This is a genomic window from Haloechinothrix alba (genome assembly GCF_900188115.1).
In the GTDB taxonomy this organism is placed as follows: Bacteria; Actinomycetota; Actinomycetes; order Mycobacteriales; family Pseudonocardiaceae; genus Haloechinothrix; species Haloechinothrix alba.
In genome coordinates this window covers 30,083-50,089 of sequence record NZ_FZNW01000013.1, presented here as the reverse complement: position 1 = coordinate 50,089, position 20,007 = coordinate 30,083, and the positions used below count along the sequence as shown (strand labels likewise).

General features: G+C 69.3%; 21 protein-coding genes. 12 read left to right on the top strand and 9 right to left on the bottom strand.

Annotation, left to right across the window (positions count from 1 at the left end):
• The first annotated feature begins 92 nt into the window (after positions 1 to 92).
• Entirely contained in the window at positions 93 to 899 is an 807-nt protein-coding gene (locus CHB84_RS13810) for a hypothetical protein (RefSeq protein ID WP_176439953.1), read from the top strand.
• Positions 900 to 906: 7 nt separating this feature from the next.
• On the opposite strand, the gene CHB84_RS13805 is transcribed toward CHB84_RS13810, so the two are convergent.
• The 5 genes from CHB84_RS13805 to CHB84_RS13785 form a co-directional block, all read right to left on the bottom strand.
• Positions 907 to 1,587 carry a TetR/AcrR family transcriptional regulator gene (locus CHB84_RS13805; protein WP_089302095.1) on the bottom strand — a complete coding sequence of 227 codons (681 nt, stop codon included), beginning with the start codon at positions 1,585 to 1,587 and terminating at the stop codon, positions 907 to 909.
• 69 nt (positions 1,588 to 1,656) lie between these two features.
• Positions 1,657 to 3,210, bottom strand: coding sequence for a long-chain-fatty-acid--CoA ligase (locus tag CHB84_RS13800; RefSeq protein WP_089302008.1), 1,554 nt, complete (start codon positions 3,208 to 3,210; stop codon positions 1,657 to 1,659).
• Between the two features lie 140 nt (positions 3,211 to 3,350).
• On the bottom strand, positions 3,351 to 4,613 hold the full coding sequence (locus CHB84_RS13795; protein WP_245818732.1) for an RNA polymerase sigma factor: 1,263 nt from the start codon (positions 4,611 to 4,613) through the stop codon (positions 3,351 to 3,353).
• A 63-nt stretch (positions 4,614 to 4,676) separates the two neighbouring features.
• Positions 4,677 to 5,102: a YciI family protein gene (locus CHB84_RS13790; RefSeq protein ID WP_089302007.1), complete on the bottom strand. Its 426-nt coding sequence runs from the start codon at positions 5,100 to 5,102 to the stop codon at positions 4,677 to 4,679.
• Positions 5,103 to 5,291: 189 nt separating this feature from the next.
• Positions 5,292 to 6,260 carry a mechanosensitive ion channel family protein gene (locus CHB84_RS13785; protein ID WP_176439952.1) on the bottom strand — a complete coding sequence of 323 codons (969 nt, stop codon included), beginning with the start codon at positions 6,258 to 6,260 and terminating at the stop codon, positions 5,292 to 5,294.
• 289 nt (positions 6,261 to 6,549) lie between these two features.
• On the opposite strand from CHB84_RS13785, the gene CHB84_RS13780 reads away from it, so the two are divergent.
• The 7 genes from CHB84_RS13780 (at position 6,550) to CHB84_RS13750 (ending at position 14,523) form a co-directional block, all read left to right on the top strand.
• Positions 6,550 to 7,617, top strand: a complete 1,068-nt coding sequence (locus CHB84_RS13780) for an NAD(+)/NADH kinase (RefSeq protein WP_245818731.1) — start codon at positions 6,550 to 6,552, stop codon at positions 7,615 to 7,617.
• Between the two features lie 41 nt (positions 7,618 to 7,658).
• On the top strand, positions 7,659 to 8,654 hold the full coding sequence (locus CHB84_RS13775; RefSeq protein WP_089302006.1) for a thiamine pyrophosphate-dependent dehydrogenase E1 component subunit alpha: 996 nt from the start codon (positions 7,659 to 7,661) through the stop codon (positions 8,652 to 8,654).
• 30 nt (positions 8,655 to 8,684) lie between these two features.
• The gene (locus tag CHB84_RS13770; protein WP_089302005.1) at positions 8,685 to 9,701 is read left to right on the top strand and encodes an alpha-ketoacid dehydrogenase subunit beta; all 1,017 of its coding nucleotides are present in this window, start codon (positions 8,685 to 8,687) and stop codon (positions 9,699 to 9,701) included.
• Positions 9,698 to 10,822: an acetoin dehydrogenase dihydrolipoyllysine-residue acetyltransferase subunit gene (locus CHB84_RS13765; RefSeq protein ID WP_089302004.1), complete on the top strand. Its 1,125-nt coding sequence runs from the start codon at positions 9,698 to 9,700 to the stop codon at positions 10,820 to 10,822. The genes CHB84_RS13770 and CHB84_RS13765 overlap by 4 nt, the downstream gene beginning before the upstream one ends.
• Before the next feature lie 3 nt (positions 10,823 to 10,825).
• The gene (locus CHB84_RS13760) at positions 10,826 to 11,872 is read left to right on the top strand and encodes a 2,3-butanediol dehydrogenase (protein ID WP_089302003.1); all 1,047 of its coding nucleotides are present in this window, start codon (positions 10,826 to 10,828) and stop codon (positions 11,870 to 11,872) included.
• Positions 11,873 to 12,085: 213 nt separating this feature from the next.
• The gene (locus CHB84_RS13755; protein ID WP_245818730.1) at positions 12,086 to 13,366 is read left to right on the top strand and encodes a helix-turn-helix domain-containing protein; all 1,281 of its coding nucleotides are present in this window, start codon (positions 12,086 to 12,088) and stop codon (positions 13,364 to 13,366) included.
• Positions 13,367 to 13,506: 140 nt separating this feature from the next.
• Complete coding sequence (locus CHB84_RS13750) at positions 13,507 to 14,523, top strand: beta-ketoacyl-ACP synthase III (protein ID WP_089302091.1); 1,017 nt, start codon at positions 13,507 to 13,509, stop codon at positions 14,521 to 14,523.
• A gap of 250 nt (positions 14,524 to 14,773) precedes the next feature.
• Here the strand turns inward: CHB84_RS13750 and CHB84_RS13745 are convergent, their stop codons facing one another.
• Positions 14,774 to 15,196 (bottom strand): nitroreductase/quinone reductase family protein, encoded by a 423-nt coding sequence (locus CHB84_RS13745; protein ID WP_089302090.1) that lies wholly within the window; start codon positions 15,194 to 15,196, stop codon positions 14,774 to 14,776.
• A 149-nt stretch (positions 15,197 to 15,345) separates the two neighbouring features.
• On the opposite strand from CHB84_RS13745, the gene CHB84_RS13740 reads away from it, so the two are divergent.
• The 3 genes from CHB84_RS13740 to CHB84_RS13730 all read left to right on the top strand — a co-directional run bounded on the left by CHB84_RS13740 (position 15,346) and on the right by CHB84_RS13730 (position 17,967).
• On the top strand, positions 15,346 to 16,326 hold the full coding sequence (locus CHB84_RS13740; RefSeq protein ID WP_089302001.1) for an ABC transporter ATP-binding protein: 981 nt from the start codon (positions 15,346 to 15,348) through the stop codon (positions 16,324 to 16,326).
• Complete coding sequence (locus CHB84_RS13735) at positions 16,323 to 17,066, top strand: ABC transporter permease (protein ID WP_089302000.1); 744 nt, start codon at positions 16,323 to 16,325, stop codon at positions 17,064 to 17,066. Before CHB84_RS13740 ends, CHB84_RS13735 begins: the two co-directional genes overlap by 4 nt.
• Before the next feature lie 256 nt (positions 17,067 to 17,322).
• Positions 17,323 to 17,967 carry a ComEA family DNA-binding protein gene (locus CHB84_RS13730; RefSeq protein WP_089301999.1) on the top strand — a complete coding sequence of 215 codons (645 nt, stop codon included), beginning with the start codon at positions 17,323 to 17,325 and terminating at the stop codon, positions 17,965 to 17,967.
• Positions 17,968 to 18,035: 68 nt separating this feature from the next.
• Here CHB84_RS13730 and CHB84_RS13725 read toward each other — a convergent pair whose 3' ends face one another.
• The 3 genes from CHB84_RS13725 to CHB84_RS23920 all read right to left on the bottom strand — a co-directional run bounded on the left by CHB84_RS13725 (position 18,036) and on the right by CHB84_RS23920 (position 19,301).
• Positions 18,036 to 18,341 (bottom strand): methyltransferase domain-containing protein, encoded by a 306-nt coding sequence (locus CHB84_RS13725; protein WP_089301998.1) that lies wholly within the window; start codon positions 18,339 to 18,341, stop codon positions 18,036 to 18,038.
• A gap of 141 nt (positions 18,342 to 18,482) precedes the next feature.
• Complete coding sequence (locus tag CHB84_RS23925) at positions 18,483 to 18,791, bottom strand: cytochrome P450 (protein ID WP_342743967.1); 309 nt, start codon at positions 18,789 to 18,791, stop codon at positions 18,483 to 18,485.
• Positions 18,792 to 18,866: 75 nt separating this feature from the next.
• A complete protein-coding gene (locus tag CHB84_RS23920; RefSeq protein WP_217898547.1) occupies positions 18,867 to 19,301 on the bottom strand; it encodes a hypothetical protein in 435 nt (144 codons plus the stop codon).
• Between the two features lie 85 nt (positions 19,302 to 19,386).
• Here CHB84_RS23920 and CHB84_RS13715 point away from each other — a divergent pair, with 85 nt between their 5' ends.
• Entirely contained in the window at positions 19,387 to 19,995 is a 609-nt protein-coding gene (locus tag CHB84_RS13715; protein ID WP_089301997.1) for a TetR/AcrR family transcriptional regulator, read from the top strand.
• The last annotated feature ends 12 nt before the right edge of the window (positions 19,996 to 20,007 follow it).

Here is a 20,007-nt window from a genome sequence, read left to right as displayed (position 1 = left end):
GCAGGGATACGCACGGTGCTCGCACTCCGGGCACCGGTTACCTCGGGGCCTGACGGCTGACCGGGTCCGCTCACGCGGGTAACCTGCTCACGGTGAAGCAACCGCGCGTCATCGCCGTCGACTGGTCCGGAAGGAAGGGGCCTGAGCAGCGACGGGCGATCTGGCTGGCCGAAGCGGTCGACGGGCGACTCACCCGGCTCGAGTGCGGCCGGACGCGTGACCGGCTCGTCGACTCCCTGATCGCCGAAGCGCAGCGGGACCCGGACCTGATCGTCGGTATCGACTTCGCGTTCTCCCTGCCCGCCTGGTACCTCAGGGAACGTGGTTACGACGCCCGGCGGCTCTGGGCAGCTCTCGCCGGTGAGCGGTTGACACCGCGAATGCGACGCGTAGGGCTGGCGCGGTGGATCAACGAACCCGAGCCTCCTTTCTGGACGAGTGCAAAGCCGCCGGCGCTGACACCGGAGCAGGAGTTCCGCCGGACCGAGCTCGAGTCGCGATCGTCCGGAGCGCGCCCCAAATCCGTGTTCCAGCTCGTGGGAGCCGGCCAGGTCGGGCGTGGCTCGCTGTACGGGATGCAGGCACTGCACCGGCTCAGCGGCGCAGGCTTTCACGTCTGGCCCTTCGACCCGGCAGGAATGCCCGTTGTCGTCGAGATCTTCCCCCGCCTGCTGACCGGACCCGTGTCCAAGAGCAGCCCGAACGCACGCCGGCGGTACCTCTCCGACGTGCCGATGCTCCCGGAGTTTCGCGAGTGCGCCGCCGAAAGCGCGGACGCCTTCGACGCAGCCATATCGGCGCTGGCCATGGCAGGCGCCGTGGACGAGCAGGCCGCCCTGACCACGGAACCCGAGTACACCCTGGAAGGCAAGATCTGGCGGCCCGGCACGAAGCGGTGACCTCCGCTCACGGCGTCGGGCCCGGTACGTCGAGCTCGAGACACTCCCGCACGGACAGCATCACCCGGCCGCGCGGGTCGGCCAGCTCCGCCAGGCCACTCCTGTGCACGAGCAGCCCGCCGAGCACCATGTCCACCAGCGTGCCGCCGACCTCCTCGGCCGCAAGCGGTCCGTCCGGCCGGAACCAGGTCCACGCCCATTGGCTGGCGCCGAACATCAGCAGGCTCCGCACCGGCACGTCCCCATCGCGGAAGGCGCCCGAATCGGTGCCTCTGCGGAGCACGTCGCGCACGAGCTCCAGGTACGCGTCACGCAGCCGGACTCCTTCGCCACCGGCGATACGGGCGATCTCCCGCTGGAAGGCAACCGTGGCATCCCGATCGTGCACCTGGTACAGCACGAAGGAGAACAGCAGCCCTGCCAGCTGCTCGGCGGGTGTGCGCAGCCGCTCGACGATGCACCGCGCCTCGTCGAGGCGTTTACGCATGTACGACTCGTGCAGCGCGGCGAGCAGGCGATCCTTGGTCCCGTAGTGGTGGACGATGGTGCCCTTGCTCAACCCGAGCTCGGCGGCGATCGCCGCGAGGTTCGTCTCGTTGTAGCCGTGCTCGGCGACATGCCGCGTGAACGTCGCCAGGATGTCGTCCCGGGAATCTGCCCTACGGCGCGCAGCCTGCTCGGCTACCATCGCGTGCTCCTCGGTGACCATCGAGTCGTGCAACCGTACGTGGTGTCTCGGCGAGCCCTCGCGTGAGTATCACAGCGCCCGCTCGCGGCCCTTCCAGTAGGGCTCGCGCAAGCTCCGCTTGAGGATCTTGCCGGTGGCGTTGCGGGGCAGCGCCTCGACGACGTCGACACTCCTGGGTCGCTTGTACCCGGCCAGGTTCCCCGCGGCGAAGGCGAGCAGCTTCTCGGTGTCGAGCTCGGCACCCTGCCCCGGAGCCACGACGGCCTTCACGGACTCGCCCCAGGTATCGTCCGGCACGCCGATGACGGCCACCTCCCCCACGTCCGGATACTCGGACAGGACCCGCTCGACCTCGGCGGGGTAGACGTTCTCACCTCCGGTGATGATCATGTCCTTCACACGGTCCTCGACGTAGACGTAGCCGTCCTCGTCGCGCCTGCCCGCATCGCCGGTGCGCAGCCAGCCATCCACAATGGTCGATCCGGTGGCGTCGGGAAGCCGCCAGTAGCCCGCCATGACCTGCTCACCACGCACATGGAACTCGCCGACGTGACCGTCGGGAACCTCCATGCCGGTGACAGGGTCGACGACTCTGAGTTCGACACCGTCGACGGGCCTGCCGGCCGACACGAGCCGCTCCGGATGCGCGTCGTCCCGGTGCTCCTCGGGACCGAGGATGCAGAACACTCCCGAGGCCTCCGTCATCCCGTACACCTGGTAGAAGTCCACCGGGAAGACGTCGAGTGCGCTGCGCAACAGCGCCGTGGGCATGGGTGACCCGCCGTAACCGAGGCAGCGCAGGCTCGAGTAGTCGTAGTCGGCGACACCGGGCGTCTGCAGGAAGAACCCGAAAACCGCTGGGACGAAGAAGGCGTGCGTGACCGAATCTTCCGCGAGCTGTGCCAGGACCCTGTCGGGCACGACCTCCCGCACGACGATCGTCGTGCAGCCCCGCATCATGCCCGCCAGTGCCCAACTGGTCCCGCCGACGTGGAACAGCGGCATCGCCACCATGTTCACCGAGTCGCGCTCGAACCCGAACCCGCGCGCCGCGGCCCTTCCGTGCGCCACGAGGGAACGATGGGTCAGCATCGCGCCCTTGGGATGGCCGGTCGTGCCCGAGGTATACAGCTGCAGGAAACAGTCGTCGACGCTCGCCGAATGCGCGGGATCGACGGCGGCCGCGGCCGCGAGCAACGGCTCGTACTCGTCGTGGGCACCACCGACGGTGACGACGCGCTCCACATCGGGCAGCTCCGGCAGCAGCTCATCCACGGTCTCGCGGAACTCGTGCCCGACGAACAGCACGCGCGCGGTCGAGTCCTTGATCACATGGACGAGCTCGGCGGGGGCGAGCCGGAAGTTCACGACCGCGTTCACCGTGCCGGCCGCCGAACAGGCCAGCGTGGTCTCGAGACACGCGGCGTGGTTCTTGTCGACGAACGCGACGCGGTCACCCGGTCGCAGGCCGAGCGCTCGCTGCGCGTCGGCGTTCCGCAGCACTCTGTCGGACAGCTGCTCCCAGGTCAGCGTCATTTCCTCGAAGCGAAGCGCCACTCCACCCGGATCCTGCTCGACCCAGGGGCGGAGGGCGTCGAGCAGCAGCACACCGCCTCGACTCATCAACTCACCTCTCCCCGGAACCAGGGACTGACCGCACATACGGTCAGCTTACGGGAATGTGATGTGCCGCACAAGACTCTGCCTGATGGTTTCGTTGCTGCGGTTCGTCCCCCGCCGCAGCAGCGCCACCTGTTGGGAGCTCACGACCCGCTCCGGGCATCGTCGGCGCGGCCAAGCAGCAGGGCGCGCTCGCGCTCGTTGCCGGTCAGCGAGGCGGCGCGCGCGAACTCCTCGACGGCCTCGGCGTGCCTGCCGAGCTTGACCAGGAGGTCCCCACGCACGCTCGGCAGCAGGTGGTACGTCGCGAGCGCGGGCTCGCCTGCCAGCCGGTCGACGAGCGCGAGCCCCTCCGCGGGCCCCGAGGCCATCGACACCGCGACGGCCCTGTTCAGGTCCACAACCGGCGAGGGGGCCGTCCGGCCCAGCTCGGCGTAGAGCGCGACAATACGGTCCCAGTCCGTCACCTCCGCGGTGGGCGCCCTCGCGTGGCAGGCAGCGATCTCGGCCTGCAGCGCATACGGGCCGGGCGAGTCCGCGAGCGCAGCGGCTCGCTCCAACGCTGCCAGGCCACGCCGGATCAGCAGCCGGTCCCAGCGACCCCGGTCCTGGTCGAGGAGCAACACCGGCTCACCGGTGGACGTCGTGCGGGCGCGTGCCCGCGACGCCTGGATCTCCATCAGCGCGACGAGCCCGTGTACCTCGGGTTCGTTCGGGGCGAGCTGCGCGACGATGCGACCGAGCCGGAGAGCCTCCGCGCACATCTCGGGTCGCATCCAGTCGTCGCCCGCAGTCGCGGAGTAACCCTCGTTGAAGACCAGATAGATGACCTCGAGCACCGACGACAGCCGGCGGGCGAGCTCGGGGCCCTCCGGCACCTCGAACGGAACGTTCTCCCTCGCGAGCGTCTTCTTCGCCCGTACGATACGCTGCGCGACTGTCGGTTCGGGCACCAGGAACGCACGCGCGATCTCCCCGGTCGTCAGCCCGCCGAGCAACCGGAGCGTGAGAGCGACGCGTGCCTCGGCCGACAGCACCGGGTGGCAGGCGGTGAACACCAGCCGCAGCACGTCGTCACCGATGTCATCGAGCTCCGGCTCGGATGCCACCTGCTGGGTCTCCAGCTCCCTGCCGAGCTCGTAGAGCTTGCGCTCGAAACGCTCCTGCCTACGGAACCGGTCGATCGCGCGGCGCTTCGCGACGGCCATGAGCCAGGCGCCCGGACTGTCCGGCACGCCCGACTCCGGCCACTGCTCCAGCGCCGCCACGAGCGCCTCCTGGGCGAGCTCCTCCGCGACGCCGATGTCGTGCACCATCCGCGCGATACCGCCGATCAGCCGCGCGGACTCGATCCGCCACACCGCTTCGACCGCGCGCCGGGTGTCGGTTACCGTCACAACCGCCAATCAGAGCAGGCACTCGCCACCACGGCAAGGCATCCCGATGCAGCCGGGGCCCTGAATCGACCGCTACTGTTTGTGCTGCTCGGCAATCCGCTCGCGCAGCCGCTCCTCGGCCTCTCGCAGCTCCGGCGTGAAGTTCTCGCCGAAGTCCTCGGCCTCGTGCACCTTGCGCACCTCGACCTCGCCTCCGCGGAACGGTGCACGGCGGGCCCATGCGATGGCCTCGTCCCTGGATTTCACATCGATGATCCAGTAGCCGGCGATCAACTCCTTGGTCTCGGTGAACGGGCCGTCGACCACGGTCGACTGCCCCTTGCCGGAGAACTGCACCCGCGCGCCGCTCGAGCTGGGCTGCAGACCGTCGCCGTCGAGCAGCACGCCGGACCTGACGAGCTCCTCGTTGTACGCGCCCATCTCGGCCAGCTCCTGCTCGCTGGGCAGCACACCCGACTCCGACTCGGCGCCGGCCTTGACGATCATCATGAACTTCATCGAGGTCTCCTTCGTCTCGGTGGCCGCAGGTCCTCTCCCCGGCCGCTACATACGCGTCGAACAGCAACCGGCTGGATCGACACCGTGACCGAGATTCGTCGGACTTTTTTCGGCACACCACACGATCAGCACCGACCCGACCGGATCGTCCTTCGAGCTGCGGCGCCACCGTGCACCGGCGGTGCCCGGTCAGCCCTGCTGAGCTGCTCCGGCACCGCTGCGGTACAGCACGGGGTGGGCGACCTGGATGCCTTCCCTGTCGAACCGCTCCTTGAGGTGGGCACGCACCGCGCGCCCGAGCGCCCACTGCGCGCCCGGCTGCGTCTTGGTGATGATCCGCATGGTCATCGCGCCGTTGCCGATACCGACCACTCCGCTGACATCGGGCTGCTCGAGGATCTGTGCCTGGTACTCGGGGTCGTTCGCGAACTCCCGCAGGCTGTCCTCGATCACCTGCTTTGCCTGCGGCAGGTCCACCGAGTAGTCGAGCGGAATCTCCACAACGGAGTTCGCCCAGTCCTGGTTCATGTTGCACACACGCAGGATCTCCCCGTTGCGTACGTGCCACAGCCCGCCGTCGAGGTCGCGGATCTTGGTGATGCGCAGGGTCATGGCCTCGACGGTGCCGACGGCCTCGCCGACGTCGATCACGTCACCGATCCCGAACTGGTCCTCGGTCATCATGAACAGCCCGGCCAGGAAGTCCTGCACGAGGCTCTGCGCACCGAATCCGATCGCGAGACCGAGCACACCTGCACTGGCCAGGATCGGCCCGATGTGCATCCCGAACTCACCCAGGATCATCACGAAGGCCGCACCGAAGATGACGAGTGTGGCTACGCTGCCGAGCACGCCGCCGACGGTGTGCGCGTGCTGCGCTCGCCGTTCCTCGCGCAGCTTCGCCTCCTCCGATGTCTCCCTGACCTGCCGGCTGACCTTGTTCTTCGTCTGGTTGAGACGTTGATGCGAACTGATGACGCGTTTGACCAGACGGGTGATCAACCGATGTGCCACGAAACGCAGCACGATCGCCACCACGACGATGATGACGACATTGACGAGCCCCGAGACGAACGTGCCGATATTGGACGTGAACCAGTCGGATACCGAGTCCGCCTGTGCCAGGGGGGCGACCGTCTCACCGGAAGCCGATGTCATGCCTGATTGCAACAAGTGAACCTGTCCTCCTGCCGCTGCCCGGTCACATTCGACGTATCCGGCAACGGTACTTCACCGGTGCCGCTGCACCGGCGGTGGCACGCAGGGCACACGAAGCGAGCCACCCGGCAGTGGTGGCTCCGGACGGTGGCTCCGGTTCGGTCCCGGATCTGCGCTACCCGATGCAACGCATTGCAACCCTTTCCCGGCGTGGCGCGCCCGGTGTGTGATCGGACCACGGCCGAACGTGAGCACGGTCACGCCAGGCCTGCGACGCTGGGAGGTTACTGTGCCGGATCGGGACGCGGACGTGGCCGTAGGCATCGTGGCCAATCCCGCATCCGGCCGCGACATCCGGAGACTGGTGGCGCAGGCGTCGGTGTTCCCGACGACCGAGAAGGCCGACATGGTGCAGCGGATCCTGGCCGGGCTCGCCGCGACGGGCGTGGACTCCGCGTTGCTTTCGGTCGACCTCGGCGGCATCTCCGCCGGGGTCCTGCGGGCGCGCAACAGGCGCAGGCCAGGCGCGGACCCGCCGTGGCCGCACGTCACCTTCCTGGATGAGGACGTGCCGACGAACAGCGCGCAGGACACCCGAAACGCGGTCGGCCGCATGCTCGACGCCGGCGCGCGGGTGGTCATCTGCCTCGGCGGGGACGGCACGGCACGCGTGGCGGCATCGGCCATCCTCGATCACCCGGCACCGACAGGGGCGCGTCGTGATGTTCCACTGATGGCGCTGTCGACCGGCACCAACAACGTCTTCCCGCGACTGCGTGAGGCCACCGTCGCCGGTGTGGCCGCAGGCCTGGTCGCGACCGGCGCCGTGGACCCGGCAACCGCGACGACGCGCGCCCGGATTCTCGATGTGGACGCAGGCGACCGCCGCGAACGCGCGCTGGTCGACGTCGGCGTGTGCGCCGCGCACTTCGTCGGTTCCCGAGCACTCTGGGACCCCACCGCGGTCTCCGAGATCTACTGCGCCTTCGCCGAACCGGACGCGGTCGGGCTGTCCTCGATCGCGGGCCTGATCTGCCCGAGCCCGCGGGAGAAACCCCAGGGGGTCGTACTCCGGCTCGGCTCCGTCGACTCGGCCCCGGTCGTCGTGCGCGCGCCGATCGCGCCGGGGGTGGTGCTTCCCGTCGGGGTGCTGGATTGGTGCGTACTGCGTAGCGGGGAAGCCCGACCCGTCACCGCCACCAGCGGGGTCATCGCCGTCGACGGCGAGCGGGAGATCGAACTGCACGGCGATCGCGCGGCGAGCGTACGGCTGCGCGACGACGGTTCGCTCTGCGTCGACATCGCCGCGGTCATGTCCGAAGCAGCGGGCGAAGGACTGCTGCGCTCACACCACTGACCCGCACAGCGCCGCACACGGCGCGGATTGGAGAACCAGCCATGACTGACACGCTGCCCACGCCGGTACCCGGCGGCCTGGACGCACAGAGACTACGCGAGGCGTACCGCACGATGCGCACCATCCGCGCGTTCGAGGAACGCCTGCACGAGGAGTTCGCCTCCGGGGACATCCCCGGGTTCGTGCATCTCTACGCCGGCGAGGAAGCCTCGGCGACCGGCGTGTGCATGCACCTGGACGACCGGGACTCGATCGCGAGCACGCACAGGGGGCACGGCCACTGCATCGCCAAGGGCGTGGACGTCAAGGCGATGATGGCCGAGATCTACGGCCGCAGGACCGGAGCCTGCCAGGGCAAGGGCGGTTCCATGCACATCGCGGACCTGTCCAAGGGCATGCTCGGCGCCAACGGCATCGTCGGCGGCGGCCCGCCGCTGATCTGCGGCACCGCACTGGCGTCCAAGCAGCAGAACACCGGGGGCGTCGGCGTCGCGTTCTTCGGCGACGGTGCCAGCAACCAGGGCACCACGCTGGAGTCGTTGAACCTCGCCTCGGTGTGGGGCCTGCCTGCCATCTTCGTCGCCGAGAACAACGGCTTCGCCGAGGCGACAGCCAGCGCGTGGTCGGTGGCCGCGGACAACATCGCGGACCGCGCGGCGGGTTTCGGCATCCCCGGCGTGATCGTGGACGGTTTCGACTTCTTCGCCGTGCACGAGGCTGCCGGTGAGGCGATCGAGCGGGCCCGTGGAGGGGGCGGGCCGACTCTGATCGAGGTGAAGTTCACCCGCTACTACGGGCACTTCGAGGGCGACCAGCAGAGTTACCGCCTCGACGAGGTCAAGCAGGCCCGCGAGACCGTCGACTGCCTGAAGGCGTTCCGGTCCCGCGTCACAGGGACGGGCCTGCTGGACGAGGCCGGTTTGGAAAGCATCGACGGCGAGGTATTCGCGCTGATCGACGCCGCGGTCGCCGAGGCAAAGCAAGCACCGAGGCCCACCCGGTCCGATCTGGAAACCGACGTCTACGTCTCCTACTGACCCCACGAGCTCGCGCAGGGAGCGATAACCATGGCACGCACGATCAGCTATCGCGAAGCGATCAACGAAGCGCTCACCCAGGAGATGGAGAGGGACTCCTCGGTGATCGTGATGGGAGAGGACAACGCCGGGGGCGCCGGAGGCTCCGGCGAACAGGATGCCTGGGGCGGCGTCCTCGGCGTCACCAAGGGCCTCTACCACAAGTTCCCGGGTCGGGTGCTGGACACACCGATCTCCGAGTCCGCGTTCATCGGCGCCGCCATCGGCGCGGCCACCCGCGGGCAACGTCCCGTCGCCGAGTTGATGTTCATCGACTTCATGGGCGTGTGTTTCGACCAGATCTTCAACCAGGCGGCCAAGTTCCGGTACATGTTCGGCGGCAAGGCCGTCACGCCCGTGGTGATCCGCACGATGTACGGGGCCGGGCTGAACGCGGCGGCGCAGCACTCGCAGTCGCTGTACCCGCTGTTCACCCACATCCCTGGACTCAAGGTGGTGCTGCCCTCGAACGCCTACGAGGCCAAAGGCCTGATGACCCAGGCCGTACGGGACGACGACCCGGTCATCTTCTGCGAGCACAAGGCGCTGTACGACACCACGGCCGATGTACCGGAGGACAGCTACACGATCCCGTTCGGCGAGGCCAACGTGGTACGCGACGGCGAGGACGTCACGATCGTCGCGCTCGGGCGTATGGTGCACGTTGCCGAGGAGGCCGCCGGCGAGCTCGCCACCTCCGGGATCAGCGCCGACGTGCTCGACCTGCGCACCACCAGCCCGCTGGATGACGAGACGATCCTGGAAAGCGTCGCCAGCACCGGACGGCTCGTCGTCGTCGACGAGTCGAACCCGCGCTGCAACGTGGCCACGGACGTCTCGGCACTGGTGGCCAGGGAAGCGTTCTCCTCGCTGCGGGCGCCGATCGAGATGGTCACCGCGCCGCACACGCCCGTGCCGTTCTCGGACGCCCTCGAACCGCTCTACATTCCCGACGCGCAGCGCGTTGTCAACGCCGTCAAGACGGTCATGGGTGGGCAGAACGCATGAACGAGGCCATCAAGACCGTGGTGATGCCCAAGTGGGGACTGTCCATGTCCAGCGGCAAGATCACTGACTGGCTCGCGGGCGTCGGTGACGAGGTCGCCGACGGGGACGAGCTCGCCGACATCGACACCGACAAGATCGCGGGCACACTCGAGTCGGCGGACGCCGGGATCCTGCGGGCGATCGTCGCGAAGGCGGGCGAGGACGTACCCGTCGGGGCGACGATCGCGCTCATCGCCCCGGCCGAGGTGGCCGAGGACGAGATCGAACAAGCAGCCGAGCAGGCCAGGGAGGAGATCGAGTCCGGCGCCGTCGAGGAGGTGACGGGACCGATGACCGGCGCCGTCGAGGTCGGCGGGCGTACGATCTCGTACGCCACCCTCGGCACGGGCGAGGAAACGGTCGTGCTCGTACACGGCTACGGCGGTGACAAGAACTCGTGGCTGTTCGTGCAGGAGCCGCTGTCAGCAACGCGCACCGTGCACGCGCTCGACCTTCCCGGGCACGGCGAATCCACGAAGGATGTCGGGGACGGCTCGCTGGAAACGCTCGCCACCACGGTGCGGGGGTTCCTCGACGCCCTCGGCATCGAGCGAGCACACCTGGTCGGGCATTCCCTCGGCGGTGCGGTGGTGACGGCCGTGGCAGCAACCGAGCCCGCCAGGGTCGCCTCGCTGACGCTGGTGGCACCGGCAGGGTTCGGCGAGCAGGTCAACGCCGAGTACCTGCGCGGGTTCGCCGCAGCGACGTCGCGACGCGAGCTCAAGCCGCACCTGACCCAGCTGTTCGCCGATCCGCAGCAGGTGACCCGGCAGCTCGCCGACGACCTGATGAAGTTCAAACGGCTGGACGGCGTGGACCAGGTCCTCAACACGCTGCTCGGCACCCTGCTGGACGGCGACCGGCCCGGCATCGACGCCGTGCCCGAGCTCACACGGGTGCGGGCCCCGCTCGCGGTGGTGTGGGGACGTGCCGACCGGGTACTCCCCCCGGACAACGCCGAGCAGCTCGCCGCACGAACAGCGGTGAGCTACATCGACGGCGCCGGCCACATGGTGCACATGGAACAGCCCAACGCCGTCGTACGCGCGGTCGAGAGTGTAGCCGGAACGCCGGAGGGGTAACGGATGCGAGCGGTTATCTACAACGGACGCGAGCACGTCGCCGTCGACGAGGTCCCGGAACCGGAGTGCGGTGCGGGAGAAGTGAAGGTCCGGGTGGCCCACAACGGTATTTGTGGCACCGACCTGCACGAGTACTTCGCCGGTCCGATCTTCGTCCCCACCGAGCCACACCCGCTCACCGGACGGGCGGCGCCGCTCGTGCTCGGGCACGAGTTCTCCGGGACCGTCACCGAGGTCGGTGACGGAGTTACCGGCATCGCGGCGGGGGACCGTGTGGCGATCGAGCCGGTATACCGGTGCGACGAGTGCCCACCGTGCAGGGACGGGCACTACAACGTCTGCCAGTCGATCGGCTTCCACGGGTTGATGTCGGACGGTGGCATGGCCGAGTACACCGTCGTTCCGGCGCGGATGGTGCACGTGCTTCCCGAGGAGGTGTCCACCGAGCTGGGCGCACTCGTCGAGCCGATGGCGGTGGCCTACCACGCTGCGAGGCTCGGCGAGCCCGGTGAGCACGCCGTGGTGTTCGGTGCCGGGCCGATCGGGATCGGTATCTGGTTCGCGTTGCGCGGCCTCGGCGTGCCGCGGGTGACCGTTGTCGAGCCGTCCCAGGTCCGCAGGGCCGCTGTGGAGTCGCTCGGGGCGGAGGACGTCATCGACCCCACACGGGTAGACCCGGCGAGTCACATCCGGGAGCGTACCCGCGGGCGCGGTGCCGACGCCGCCTACGACGCGGCCGGCGTGCGGGCCAGCGTCGAGGCAGGTCTGGACTGCCTCGCGCACAGACGGAACCTGATCTCGGTGGCGATCTACGAGCACCCGCTGGAAACGAGCCTGATCAAACTGGTGATGCGCGAGTCGGGGATCCGCGGCTCGCTCTGCTACACGGGTGAGGACTACGCGGCGGTGATCGAGCTGATGGCGCGGGGCCATTACGACACCACCGGGTGGGTGACGCACGTCCCGATGGAGCGGGTGGTGAAGGAGGGATTCGAGGCGTTGCGCGCAGGCACCGAGATGAAGGTGCTCGTCGACCCGGTCGCCGCGTAACGCGGCGCCGTACGGACGGGCCGTGCCAGTCGAGGGCCAGTCGGGGGCCAGTCGGGGGCCAGTCGAGGGCCAGTCGAGGGCCAGTCGAGGGCCAGTCGAGGGCCACCAGACGGCCGGTACACGGCAGGGACCGGCAGTAACGGGCTTTCGCCTGTGACCCCGGCGCGCCACACTGTGATGGAGGCAACATTTCAAGCGAGATCGGGACACCGGTTGAAGCAGGAGCACCTCGAGGCCGCTCTGCCGGCGGGGGCCGACCCCCGCCAGCACGCGCGCGCCCTCGCGCGGGCGCACCAGGCCGCCGTCGGCGGTGACCGGCCACCGAGCGAGGTGCGCGACGTCATCCGGGCGTCCTGGAACCGGATGCTCGACAAGGGGCTGGACCCCGACAGGGGGAGCTTCGCCCTGCTCGATCCGGAGGAGGTCGAGGGGCGCAGGCGATACTCCGGCCTCACCGACGCGCTACCGATCCTGCGGGAAGGTCTGACCAGCGTCGCCGAGGAAGCCGCGCACATCATGGTGATCGTCGACGCCGACGGCTACGTGCTCTGGCGGGACGGCAGCAGCCAGGTACGGCGGCGCGCGGACGGGCTCGGGTTCATCGAGGGTGCCTCGTGGATGGAGGACGTGGTCGGCACCAACGCGATCGGCACCGCTCTCGTCACCCAGCGGCCCCTGCAGGTGTACTCGGCGGAGCACTACGTCCGCACCCACCACGCGTGGACGTGCTCCTGCGCCCCGCTGCACGACCCCCGTGACGGCAGGCTGATGGGGGCCGTAGACGTCTCGGGCCCGGCCCTGACGGTCAACCCGACCACCCTCGCCCTCGTCGCCAGCGTGACCAAGCTGGCCGAGTCCCAGTTGCGTACCGAGCACCTCCGGGAGCTGGAACGGCTACGGGCCATCTCCGGGGGCGTCCTGGCGAAGCAGTCCGGCGCGGCACTGATCACCGACAAGCACGGTTGGATCGCAGCGGCCACCAGCGTCGCCCCGGTCGACCGCGTGCTGCTTCCCCGCGACTGCGTCGCGGGGCACGCGTGGTTGCCGGCATTCGGTCAGTGCGCCCTGGAACCACTGCCCGGCGGCTGGCTCGTCCGCATGCTCGACGGCGAGGACTCCGGCACCACGAGCGTGGTCCGCGTGGTCCTCGATGTCAGCGCGCCACGAACCTGGTCGCTGAGCGTGCAGGGTGCGGGCGGAAGCTGGCAGCACACGCTGAGCCCCCGGCACGCGGAGCTGCTCTACATCCTCGCCTGCCACCGCGAGGGCCGGTCTGCCGCCGAGTTGGCCGGGGACCTGTTCGGCGATCCGGCCCGCACGGTCACCGTGCGGGCCGAGATGTCGCGGCTGCGCAGGCACTTCGGGGGCATCCTCGCGCACCGCCCGTACCGGTTCCACGACGGTGTCGAGGTGTCCGTGCTGCACCCCGAGCCGCCGCACGCGGTCCTACCGCACTCGGTCGCGCCCGGGGTGCGTGCCACCGCGTCGCGGTGACCGGGCTGCCCGTCCGCGGGAGACCGGGAGCGATCTGCGTCACTCCTCGTTGTTCTACCCGCTGGTAACGGTTCTGTTGGGGTGGGGCACATTCCCCGTGCCCCACGTCGGTGGCCGTCGGCAGCATCGGGAGTGGCTTGGTGGGTGCGTCCATACGGATCGAGTCAGGTCCGAGGTTTACCCGGATACTCGGCCTGGGCGCCTACCGTCCGGGACGACTGGTCGGCAACGACGAGGTGGCCGGGCCGATCTCCTCGAGCGACGAGTGGATCCGTACCCGCTCGGGGATCCGCACGCGCCGCTGGGCGGGCCAGGAGGAAGAGCTGCTGGACATGGCCGAGGCGGCCGCACGGGTGGCATTGCAACGCAGCGAGATCGCTGCCGAGGGGATCGACTGCGTCGTCGTCGCCACCATCTCGCACTTCAAGCAGACCCCCGCGGCAGCGAGCGAGCTCGCCCACCGCATCGGCGCGACGGGGGCGGGCGCGTTCGACGTCTCCGCGGCATGCGCCGGGTTCTGCTACGCCCTGGCCATGGCGAACGACTTCGTCCGCGGCGGCAGCGCCCGGACCGTACTCGTGGTCGGTGCCGAACGGATGATGGACATGATCGACCCCACCGACCGGGGCACGGCGTTCCTGTTCGCCGACGGGGCGGGCGCCGCGGTTGTCGGCGCGTCGGCACAGCCGGGTATCGGGCCCGTCGTGTGGGGCGGCGATGGCGCGCGCAGTGACGCGATCGCCCAGGAGCGCAGCTGGACCCGCTGGCGCGAGGAGCTCGCCGAGGACCCCGCCGCGCCGTATCCGCCGATGCGGATGAACGGGCAGGCGGTGTTCCGCTGGGCCACGACCAGCGTCGCCGACGTGGGCAGGCAAGCCGTGACGGCGGCAGGGTTGACGCTCGCCGATCTGGACGCGTTCATCCCGCACCAGGCCAACAACCGGATCACGACCGCCATCGCCGGTTCGCTCGGGCTCGCCGACAGGGTCGTGATCGCCCGCGACCTCGTTGACCAGGGCAACACCTCCGGCGCGTCCATCCCCCTTGCCATGGACACGCTGCTGAGTTCCGGCCAGTCCGCATCCGGTGACACCGCACTGCTCCTGGGATTCGGGGCAGGCCTCAGCTACGCAGGCCAGGTCATCGCCCTGCCGTAGGGGCGTCCGCCGGTGGCCGCGACCGGCCGTGCGTGGACGTTTAACGGTGGGCTCATCCGGGTAGCCGGGTGAACGAGGGAGCCGCCGGATCGCTCTCAGGCCTTCCGTGCCGGCGGTTCCTTCGCCGCAAGTTCGGGGTTCTCGCCGGGCCGGGCGCTTGCAGGGTTCGCGTCCGGCCCGGCCTCGAGCAACAAACCCCGTACCGTCCGGTGTCGCGCCGCGCCCCCGCGCCGGGATGCTGACCGTGCGGTCAGCGCACGGGATCGAGATCGATGCGTACGGTCAGCAGGTCCGTGCCGAAGGAGCGCACGGCCGCCGCGTTGAGCCGGGCGCTCAGCCGTTTACTCAGGTACCGCTGGCGTTCGCGGGGATCGTCGTCGGGGAGCACGTGCGCGGTGCCGTGCCGCCATCGGCCGCGGATCTTGACTCTGACCCGCGGTGTGGTCTCGATGTTGCGCACGTACCCCGAGCGCCGTCCGTGCTCGGCGACGATCCAGAACGTGTCCCCATCCGACCCGTCGCCCACCGGGGTGAGCCGCTGCTGCCCGGTCCTGCGCCCCGTCGTCTCCAGCAGCGCGTGCCCGGGCAGCGACCAGCCGCGCAGCAACACGTTTCGCACGACCGGGTTCGCGATGCGCTTCTGCACGAACGTCACTACCGCGTACTTGCTCATGCCGACATTCTGCCCGATACCGGCCGGAGCCAGGGGTCGGCACCCGTGGCCGACCGTGCCGGGCGACGTCACGCACCGGCTGCGCGGCACACGACTCTCACGGTAGATTTGACAATCATTCACGTCATACGTACTGGGGAAACGGTTCGATGCGGTCTGGTGAGGGCACGGCTTTCTGCGCCCCCGGAGACGAGGGGTGCTCCGGCTCGGTGGCGTTTGGCTGCGAGAACGTCGTCAAGCACTACGGTGAGGTGCGGGCCGTCGATGGAGTTTCCTTCGAGGCCCACCGTGGCGAGATCTTCGGCATCATCGGACCGAACGGCGCAGGCAAGACCACTCTCGTGGAGTGCATCGAGGGGCTACGCACCCACGACAGCGGCAGCATCGGGGTACTCGGCCTCGACCCCCAGCGCCAGACGCGCCTCGTACGCGAGCGCACCGGCGTCCAGTTCCAAACCTCCGCGCTACCGCAGCGCATGAAGGTCGGAGAGGCCCTTGACCTGTTCGCGGCCTGCTACGAGCAGCCGGCCGACTGGCGCGACCTCCTCGCCCGGCTCGGCCTCGAGAACAAGACCGGCTCCTACGTCGAGACGCTCTCCGGTGGTCAGCGCCAGCGCGTGTTCATCGCCCTCGCGCTCGTCAACGACCCGGACCTCGTCTTCCTCGACGAGCTGACCACGGGCCTCGACCCCCAGGCACGTCTGGCGATCTGGGACGTGATCCGGGATATCCGCGACGGCGGCACCACCGTCGTGCTCACCACGCACCTCATGGAGGAAGCAGAACGCCTCTGCGACCGCGTCGCGATCGTCGACCACGGCAGGATCGTCGCGCTCGGCACCGTACCCGAGCTCATCGCCGCTGCAGAAGTGGAAGGCAACATGAGCTTCGCCGTCGACGGCTCGCCACCACTCGACCGCCTCCGAGCCCTGCCGGGAGTCAGCTACGTCGAACACCTGGAGGGGCGTGTCGTCGTGCACGGCAACAGCGCCCGCTTCGCCCAGGAAGTGATGGGCGTGCTTGCCGCTGTCGACGAGAGGGTGCACGATCTGCGTTCCGAACAGCCCAGCCTCGAGGACGTCTTCCTCGAACTCACGGGCAGGCAGATGCGGGAGGGAGCGCCGGCATGACCGTTGCCGCCAAACTCGTCGTCGTCCAGACGAAGAGGACCCTGCGAGAGCCGGCCGCGGTGTTCTTCGTGATCGCCTTCGCTCCCCTGTTCGCTCTCCTCATGGGCCTCATCTTCGGCAACGACCCGGTTCCCGAGTTCGGCGACCGCGGCTACATCGATGCCAACCTGGCCAGTATCACCGCGATCGTGGTCGCGATCTCCGGGCTCGTCGTGGTGCCCACCGACATCGTCACCCAGCGCGAGACAGGTGCCCTGCGCCGCTTTCGCGCCACCCCGCTACGCCCGCTGACCTACATCGCGGCCGACGTCGTGGTCCGGTTCGCGCTGTCCATGCTCGGTATCGCCGTAATGTTCGTCGTGGGGATCCTCGCCTTCGGCGCACACGCGCACGGCAGTCTCATCGCTGTGCTCACAGCCTCTGCGCTCAGCGTACTCACCTTCCTCGCTGTCGGCTACGCCCTCGCGGCAGTCCTTCCCTCCCAGGGAGTCGCCCAGGGAGTGGGCAACGTGCTCGTCTTCCCACTAATCATCCTGTCCGGGGCAGCCGTACCGTTGGCGGTGCTACCCGGCGGGGTGCGGCAGGGAGCGCAGCTCTCGCCCCTGACACAGCTCGTTGAGCTTCTCCAAGGTCTCTGGATGGGACAGACGTGGTCCGAGAACTCGTTACCGGTCCTCGTGCTGCTCGGCGTTATCGGCCTCGCCACCGCCGTCGCGGCGACGTTCTTCCGCTGGGAGTGACGCCCCGCCAGGGCGGGGTCGAAGCGCGAACGCCCGCCGGCCCATGCCTTGCGCCCGGCGGAAGTCCCGCTCGTGGTGTTGACGCGGGCCGTCGCTCACCGAAGTCACTCGTACGGAGCAGCCGTCGCGTGTAACGACGTGCTGTCGCGAACCGACCACTCGAATACGACGAACCGGCACACACCACACGATCACACCCGGCGTTACCGGCGGCGGGCAGACGAAACCGGCCCACGACCGGCCACCGAGGAGCGATATGACGATGCAGGCAACAGACGACAGTGCCGTGGCTTGGTACAAGCGGCGACGCACGCTCGTCGTTCTCGTGGTCGTAGCCTTCTTCGTCGGTGCCCTCATCGGACGGGCGTCCGCGACGGACGGTACGGCCGATTCCGGGACCGAGCTCGAGATCGCGGAGCTGACCGGTGAGTGGGACGACGTCGCGACGGCCCTTGACCTGGATACCTCCGCAACGCCGGAAGAACTCGTCGCGCGAATCGATGAACTGGAATCGGGCCTGTCCCGTCACGAGGACCAGCTCGCGCAACGCTCCGACGAGCTGGCCGAACGGGAGAGCGAGCTGGACACCCGCGAGGAGGAGCTGGCCGAACGGGAGAGAGAACTCGATGCCCGCGAGGAGGAGCTGGCCGAGCAGCAGGAAGCCGGCCCATCCCCCGAGGACGAGCCGGACAGCTCCGGCGGCTGCCGGTCGGACCAGGTCGACATAAACACAGCGAGCCGCCGGGCGCTACAACAGATCTACGAGATCGGTCCGGAACGCGCCGACCAGGTGGTCAACCTGCGACCGTTCAGCTCGGTCGATGACCTCACCAGGATGAACGGTATCGCCGAAGGTCGGCTCGGTGGGATCAAGAACGAGGGGATCGCGTGCGTCGACTGACACCGGCAGGCGTAGAAGTGCTGCCCTGTCACGCGGCGTACCCGCCACCTCATCGACCCGGCCGGCGGTCACCCGTCCCGTACGGCGGCACCCAGGATGTAGTAGGAGTGCGGCGTTCGTGCCTCGGGAAACAGGAACCGCTCGATCCGGTCGATACGGAAACCCGTGTTCTCGATCACTCCCGCGGTGTCGCGTCCACAGTGGCAACCACCGAGGACGCGCGGTCCTACGGTGCCGTCGATCAGTCGCTGCACCCGCCGCATCCCGGGTGAGTCGGCCCCGACGTGCTCGCGGAAGCGCAGCTGCCCACCGGGCCGGAGTACCCGGTGAATCTCCCTCAACGCCACGGCCTGATCCGGGACCGAGCAGAGCACTACCGGCGATGCTCCGTCATGCCGCCCCGTTCCATCGCCCCGCTGATACTGGTGTAGATCCGGGCAAATACCGGGTGATTGACTCGCTTGGTCGACATATAGCCCTCCACTGTGCTCGCCGGTTCGTCGGGCTCGCCGGGCTCACCAGGTCACCGGCAGCTCGACGAGCCCGCCGGTCAGCTGCTCGCCCCGGATCCGCAGCTCGCCCGCCGGCACGGCCAGGCGCACGGCCGGGAATCGCGCGAGCAGGTGCGAGACGGCCGCCCGCAGCTCGATACGGGCCAGCGGCGCGCCGATGCAGTAGCGCGACCCCTGGCCGAAGCTGAGGTGGACCCCCGCCCGGCGTGTGATGTCGAAACGCTCTGGGTCGGCGAAGGCGCTCGCGGTCGACCAGCCGCCGGCCGTAGTCGAACAGCTCGCCGAGAGCCTGCTCGGACCGAGCGTGATCACGCACGTCGGCGGCCTCCCGTGTCCACGCGCGAAATCGCGCGCGGTCCTCGTACGGCACGCCGAGCAGTTCACAGATCACCAGGACCGGCAGCGGGTACGCCAGCTCCTCGACCAGGTCCACCGGCGGACCCTGTCGCGCCACGTGGTCCAGCAGCGCGGTGGCCGGCGCCTCCACACGTGGGCGGAGATCCCGCATACGCCGTGGCGAGAAGAACGGTTGCAGCAACGCGCGCTGCGGGCGTGGTCGGCCTGCTCGGTCTCGTAACACCCCAGCGGCCCTCCGAAGATCGCCGATGCCGCGGACCGCGCGGCGTTGCCGGGGTCGGGATGCGACCGCCCGAGACGAGCATCGTCGAGCAGCAGGCGCACGTGCTCGTAGCCGGTCACGAGCCAGGCCTCGTCGCCTACTCGCGTGCGGATCCGGTGCACGGGCCCCGTGAACTGGAGCCGGCGAAGCAGGGGTGGCACCTCGAGGGGCGAGGCCTGTTCGAACGGCAGCTGACCGAGCACGGCGACATCCTTATTGACTCCAGAGTGTTTATCCTGACGTAAACAACGCTACATGTAGACTCGCAAGTAAACAAGCGGAGGTGCGATGGATGTGGCAGGACGGGCCGAACGCCGGGCGGCGCGCGGCCCCGCAGGGCAGGCGCGGCGCATGCCCCGTGCCGAACGTCGTGCACAGATCCTGGATGCCGCCACGCGCGCGTTCGCCCGCGGCGGGTTCGCCGCCACCGGGCTCGACGACGTCGCGGCCGAGGCAGCGATCAGCAGGGTCATCCTCTACCGGCACTTCGAGTCGAAATCCGAGCTGTACCGGGCGGTGCTCGATCGCGCGCGCACACACCTGATCGAGCAGGTGGGCGCGGACAACTTCACCGAGTACAGCATCCCCGCGTTCGTGCGAGCGGCCTCGGCCGACCCGGCCGGGTTCCGGCTGCTCTTCCGCCACGCTGTGCGGGAGCCGGAGTTCCGCGACCTCACCGACTCACTGGCCGCCTACTCGACCGAGGTCGCCCACCGCCACCTCACCGCCCTGATCCCCGACGAGGACTGGGCACAGTGGGCAGCCCGGCTGGTGCCGACCGTAGCCATCGAGGCCGTCATCGCCTGGCTGGACGCCGGCCGGCCGGAGCCCGACCGCGCGGCCGAGCGCATCGCCGACGCCGTCCACGGGGTCATCGATGCGGCCCAGCCCCGCTGACTGGCAGGTGCC

What these genes read in the sequence shown, in the direction of transcription:
- CHB84_RS13805 (WP_089302095.1), bottom strand. Translation starts at nt 1,587, where the DNA reads ATGGTAGCCGAGCAGGCTGCGCGCCGTAGGGCAGATTCCCGGGACGAC.
- CHB84_RS13800 (WP_089302008.1), bottom strand. Translation starts at nt 3,210, where the DNA reads ATGAGTCGAGGCGGTGTGCTGCTGCTCGACGCCCTCCGCCCCTGGGTC.
- CHB84_RS13790 (WP_089302007.1), bottom strand. Translation starts at nt 5,102, where the DNA reads ATGAAGTTCATGATGATCGTCAAGGCCGGCGCCGAGTCGGAGTCGGGT.
- CHB84_RS13785 (WP_176439952.1), bottom strand. Translation starts at nt 6,260, where the DNA reads ATGACATCGGCTTCCGGTGAGACGGTCGCCCCCCTGGCACAGGCGGAC.
- CHB84_RS13775 (WP_089302006.1), top strand. Translation starts at nt 7,659, where the DNA reads ATGACTGACACGCTGCCCACGCCGGTACCCGGCGGCCTGGACGCACAG.
- CHB84_RS13770 (WP_089302005.1), top strand. Translation starts at nt 8,685, where the DNA reads ATGGCACGCACGATCAGCTATCGCGAAGCGATCAACGAAGCGCTCACC.
- CHB84_RS13765 (WP_089302004.1), top strand. Translation starts at nt 9,698, where the DNA reads ATGAACGAGGCCATCAAGACCGTGGTGATGCCCAAGTGGGGACTGTCC.
- CHB84_RS13760 (WP_089302003.1), top strand. Translation starts at nt 10,826, where the DNA reads ATGCGAGCGGTTATCTACAACGGACGCGAGCACGTCGCCGTCGACGAG.
- CHB84_RS13745 (WP_089302090.1), bottom strand. Translation starts at nt 15,196, where the DNA reads ATGAGCAAGTACGCGGTAGTGACGTTCGTGCAGAAGCGCATCGCGAAC.
- CHB84_RS13740 (WP_089302001.1), top strand. Translation starts at nt 15,346, where the DNA reads ATGCGGTCTGGTGAGGGCACGGCTTTCTGCGCCCCCGGAGACGAGGGG.
- CHB84_RS13735 (WP_089302000.1), top strand. Translation starts at nt 16,323, where the DNA reads ATGACCGTTGCCGCCAAACTCGTCGTCGTCCAGACGAAGAGGACCCTG.
- CHB84_RS13730 (WP_089301999.1), top strand. Translation starts at nt 17,323, where the DNA reads ATGACGATGCAGGCAACAGACGACAGTGCCGTGGCTTGGTACAAGCGG.
- CHB84_RS13715 (WP_089301997.1), top strand. Translation starts at nt 19,387, where the DNA reads ATGGATGTGGCAGGACGGGCCGAACGCCGGGCGGCGCGCGGCCCCGCA.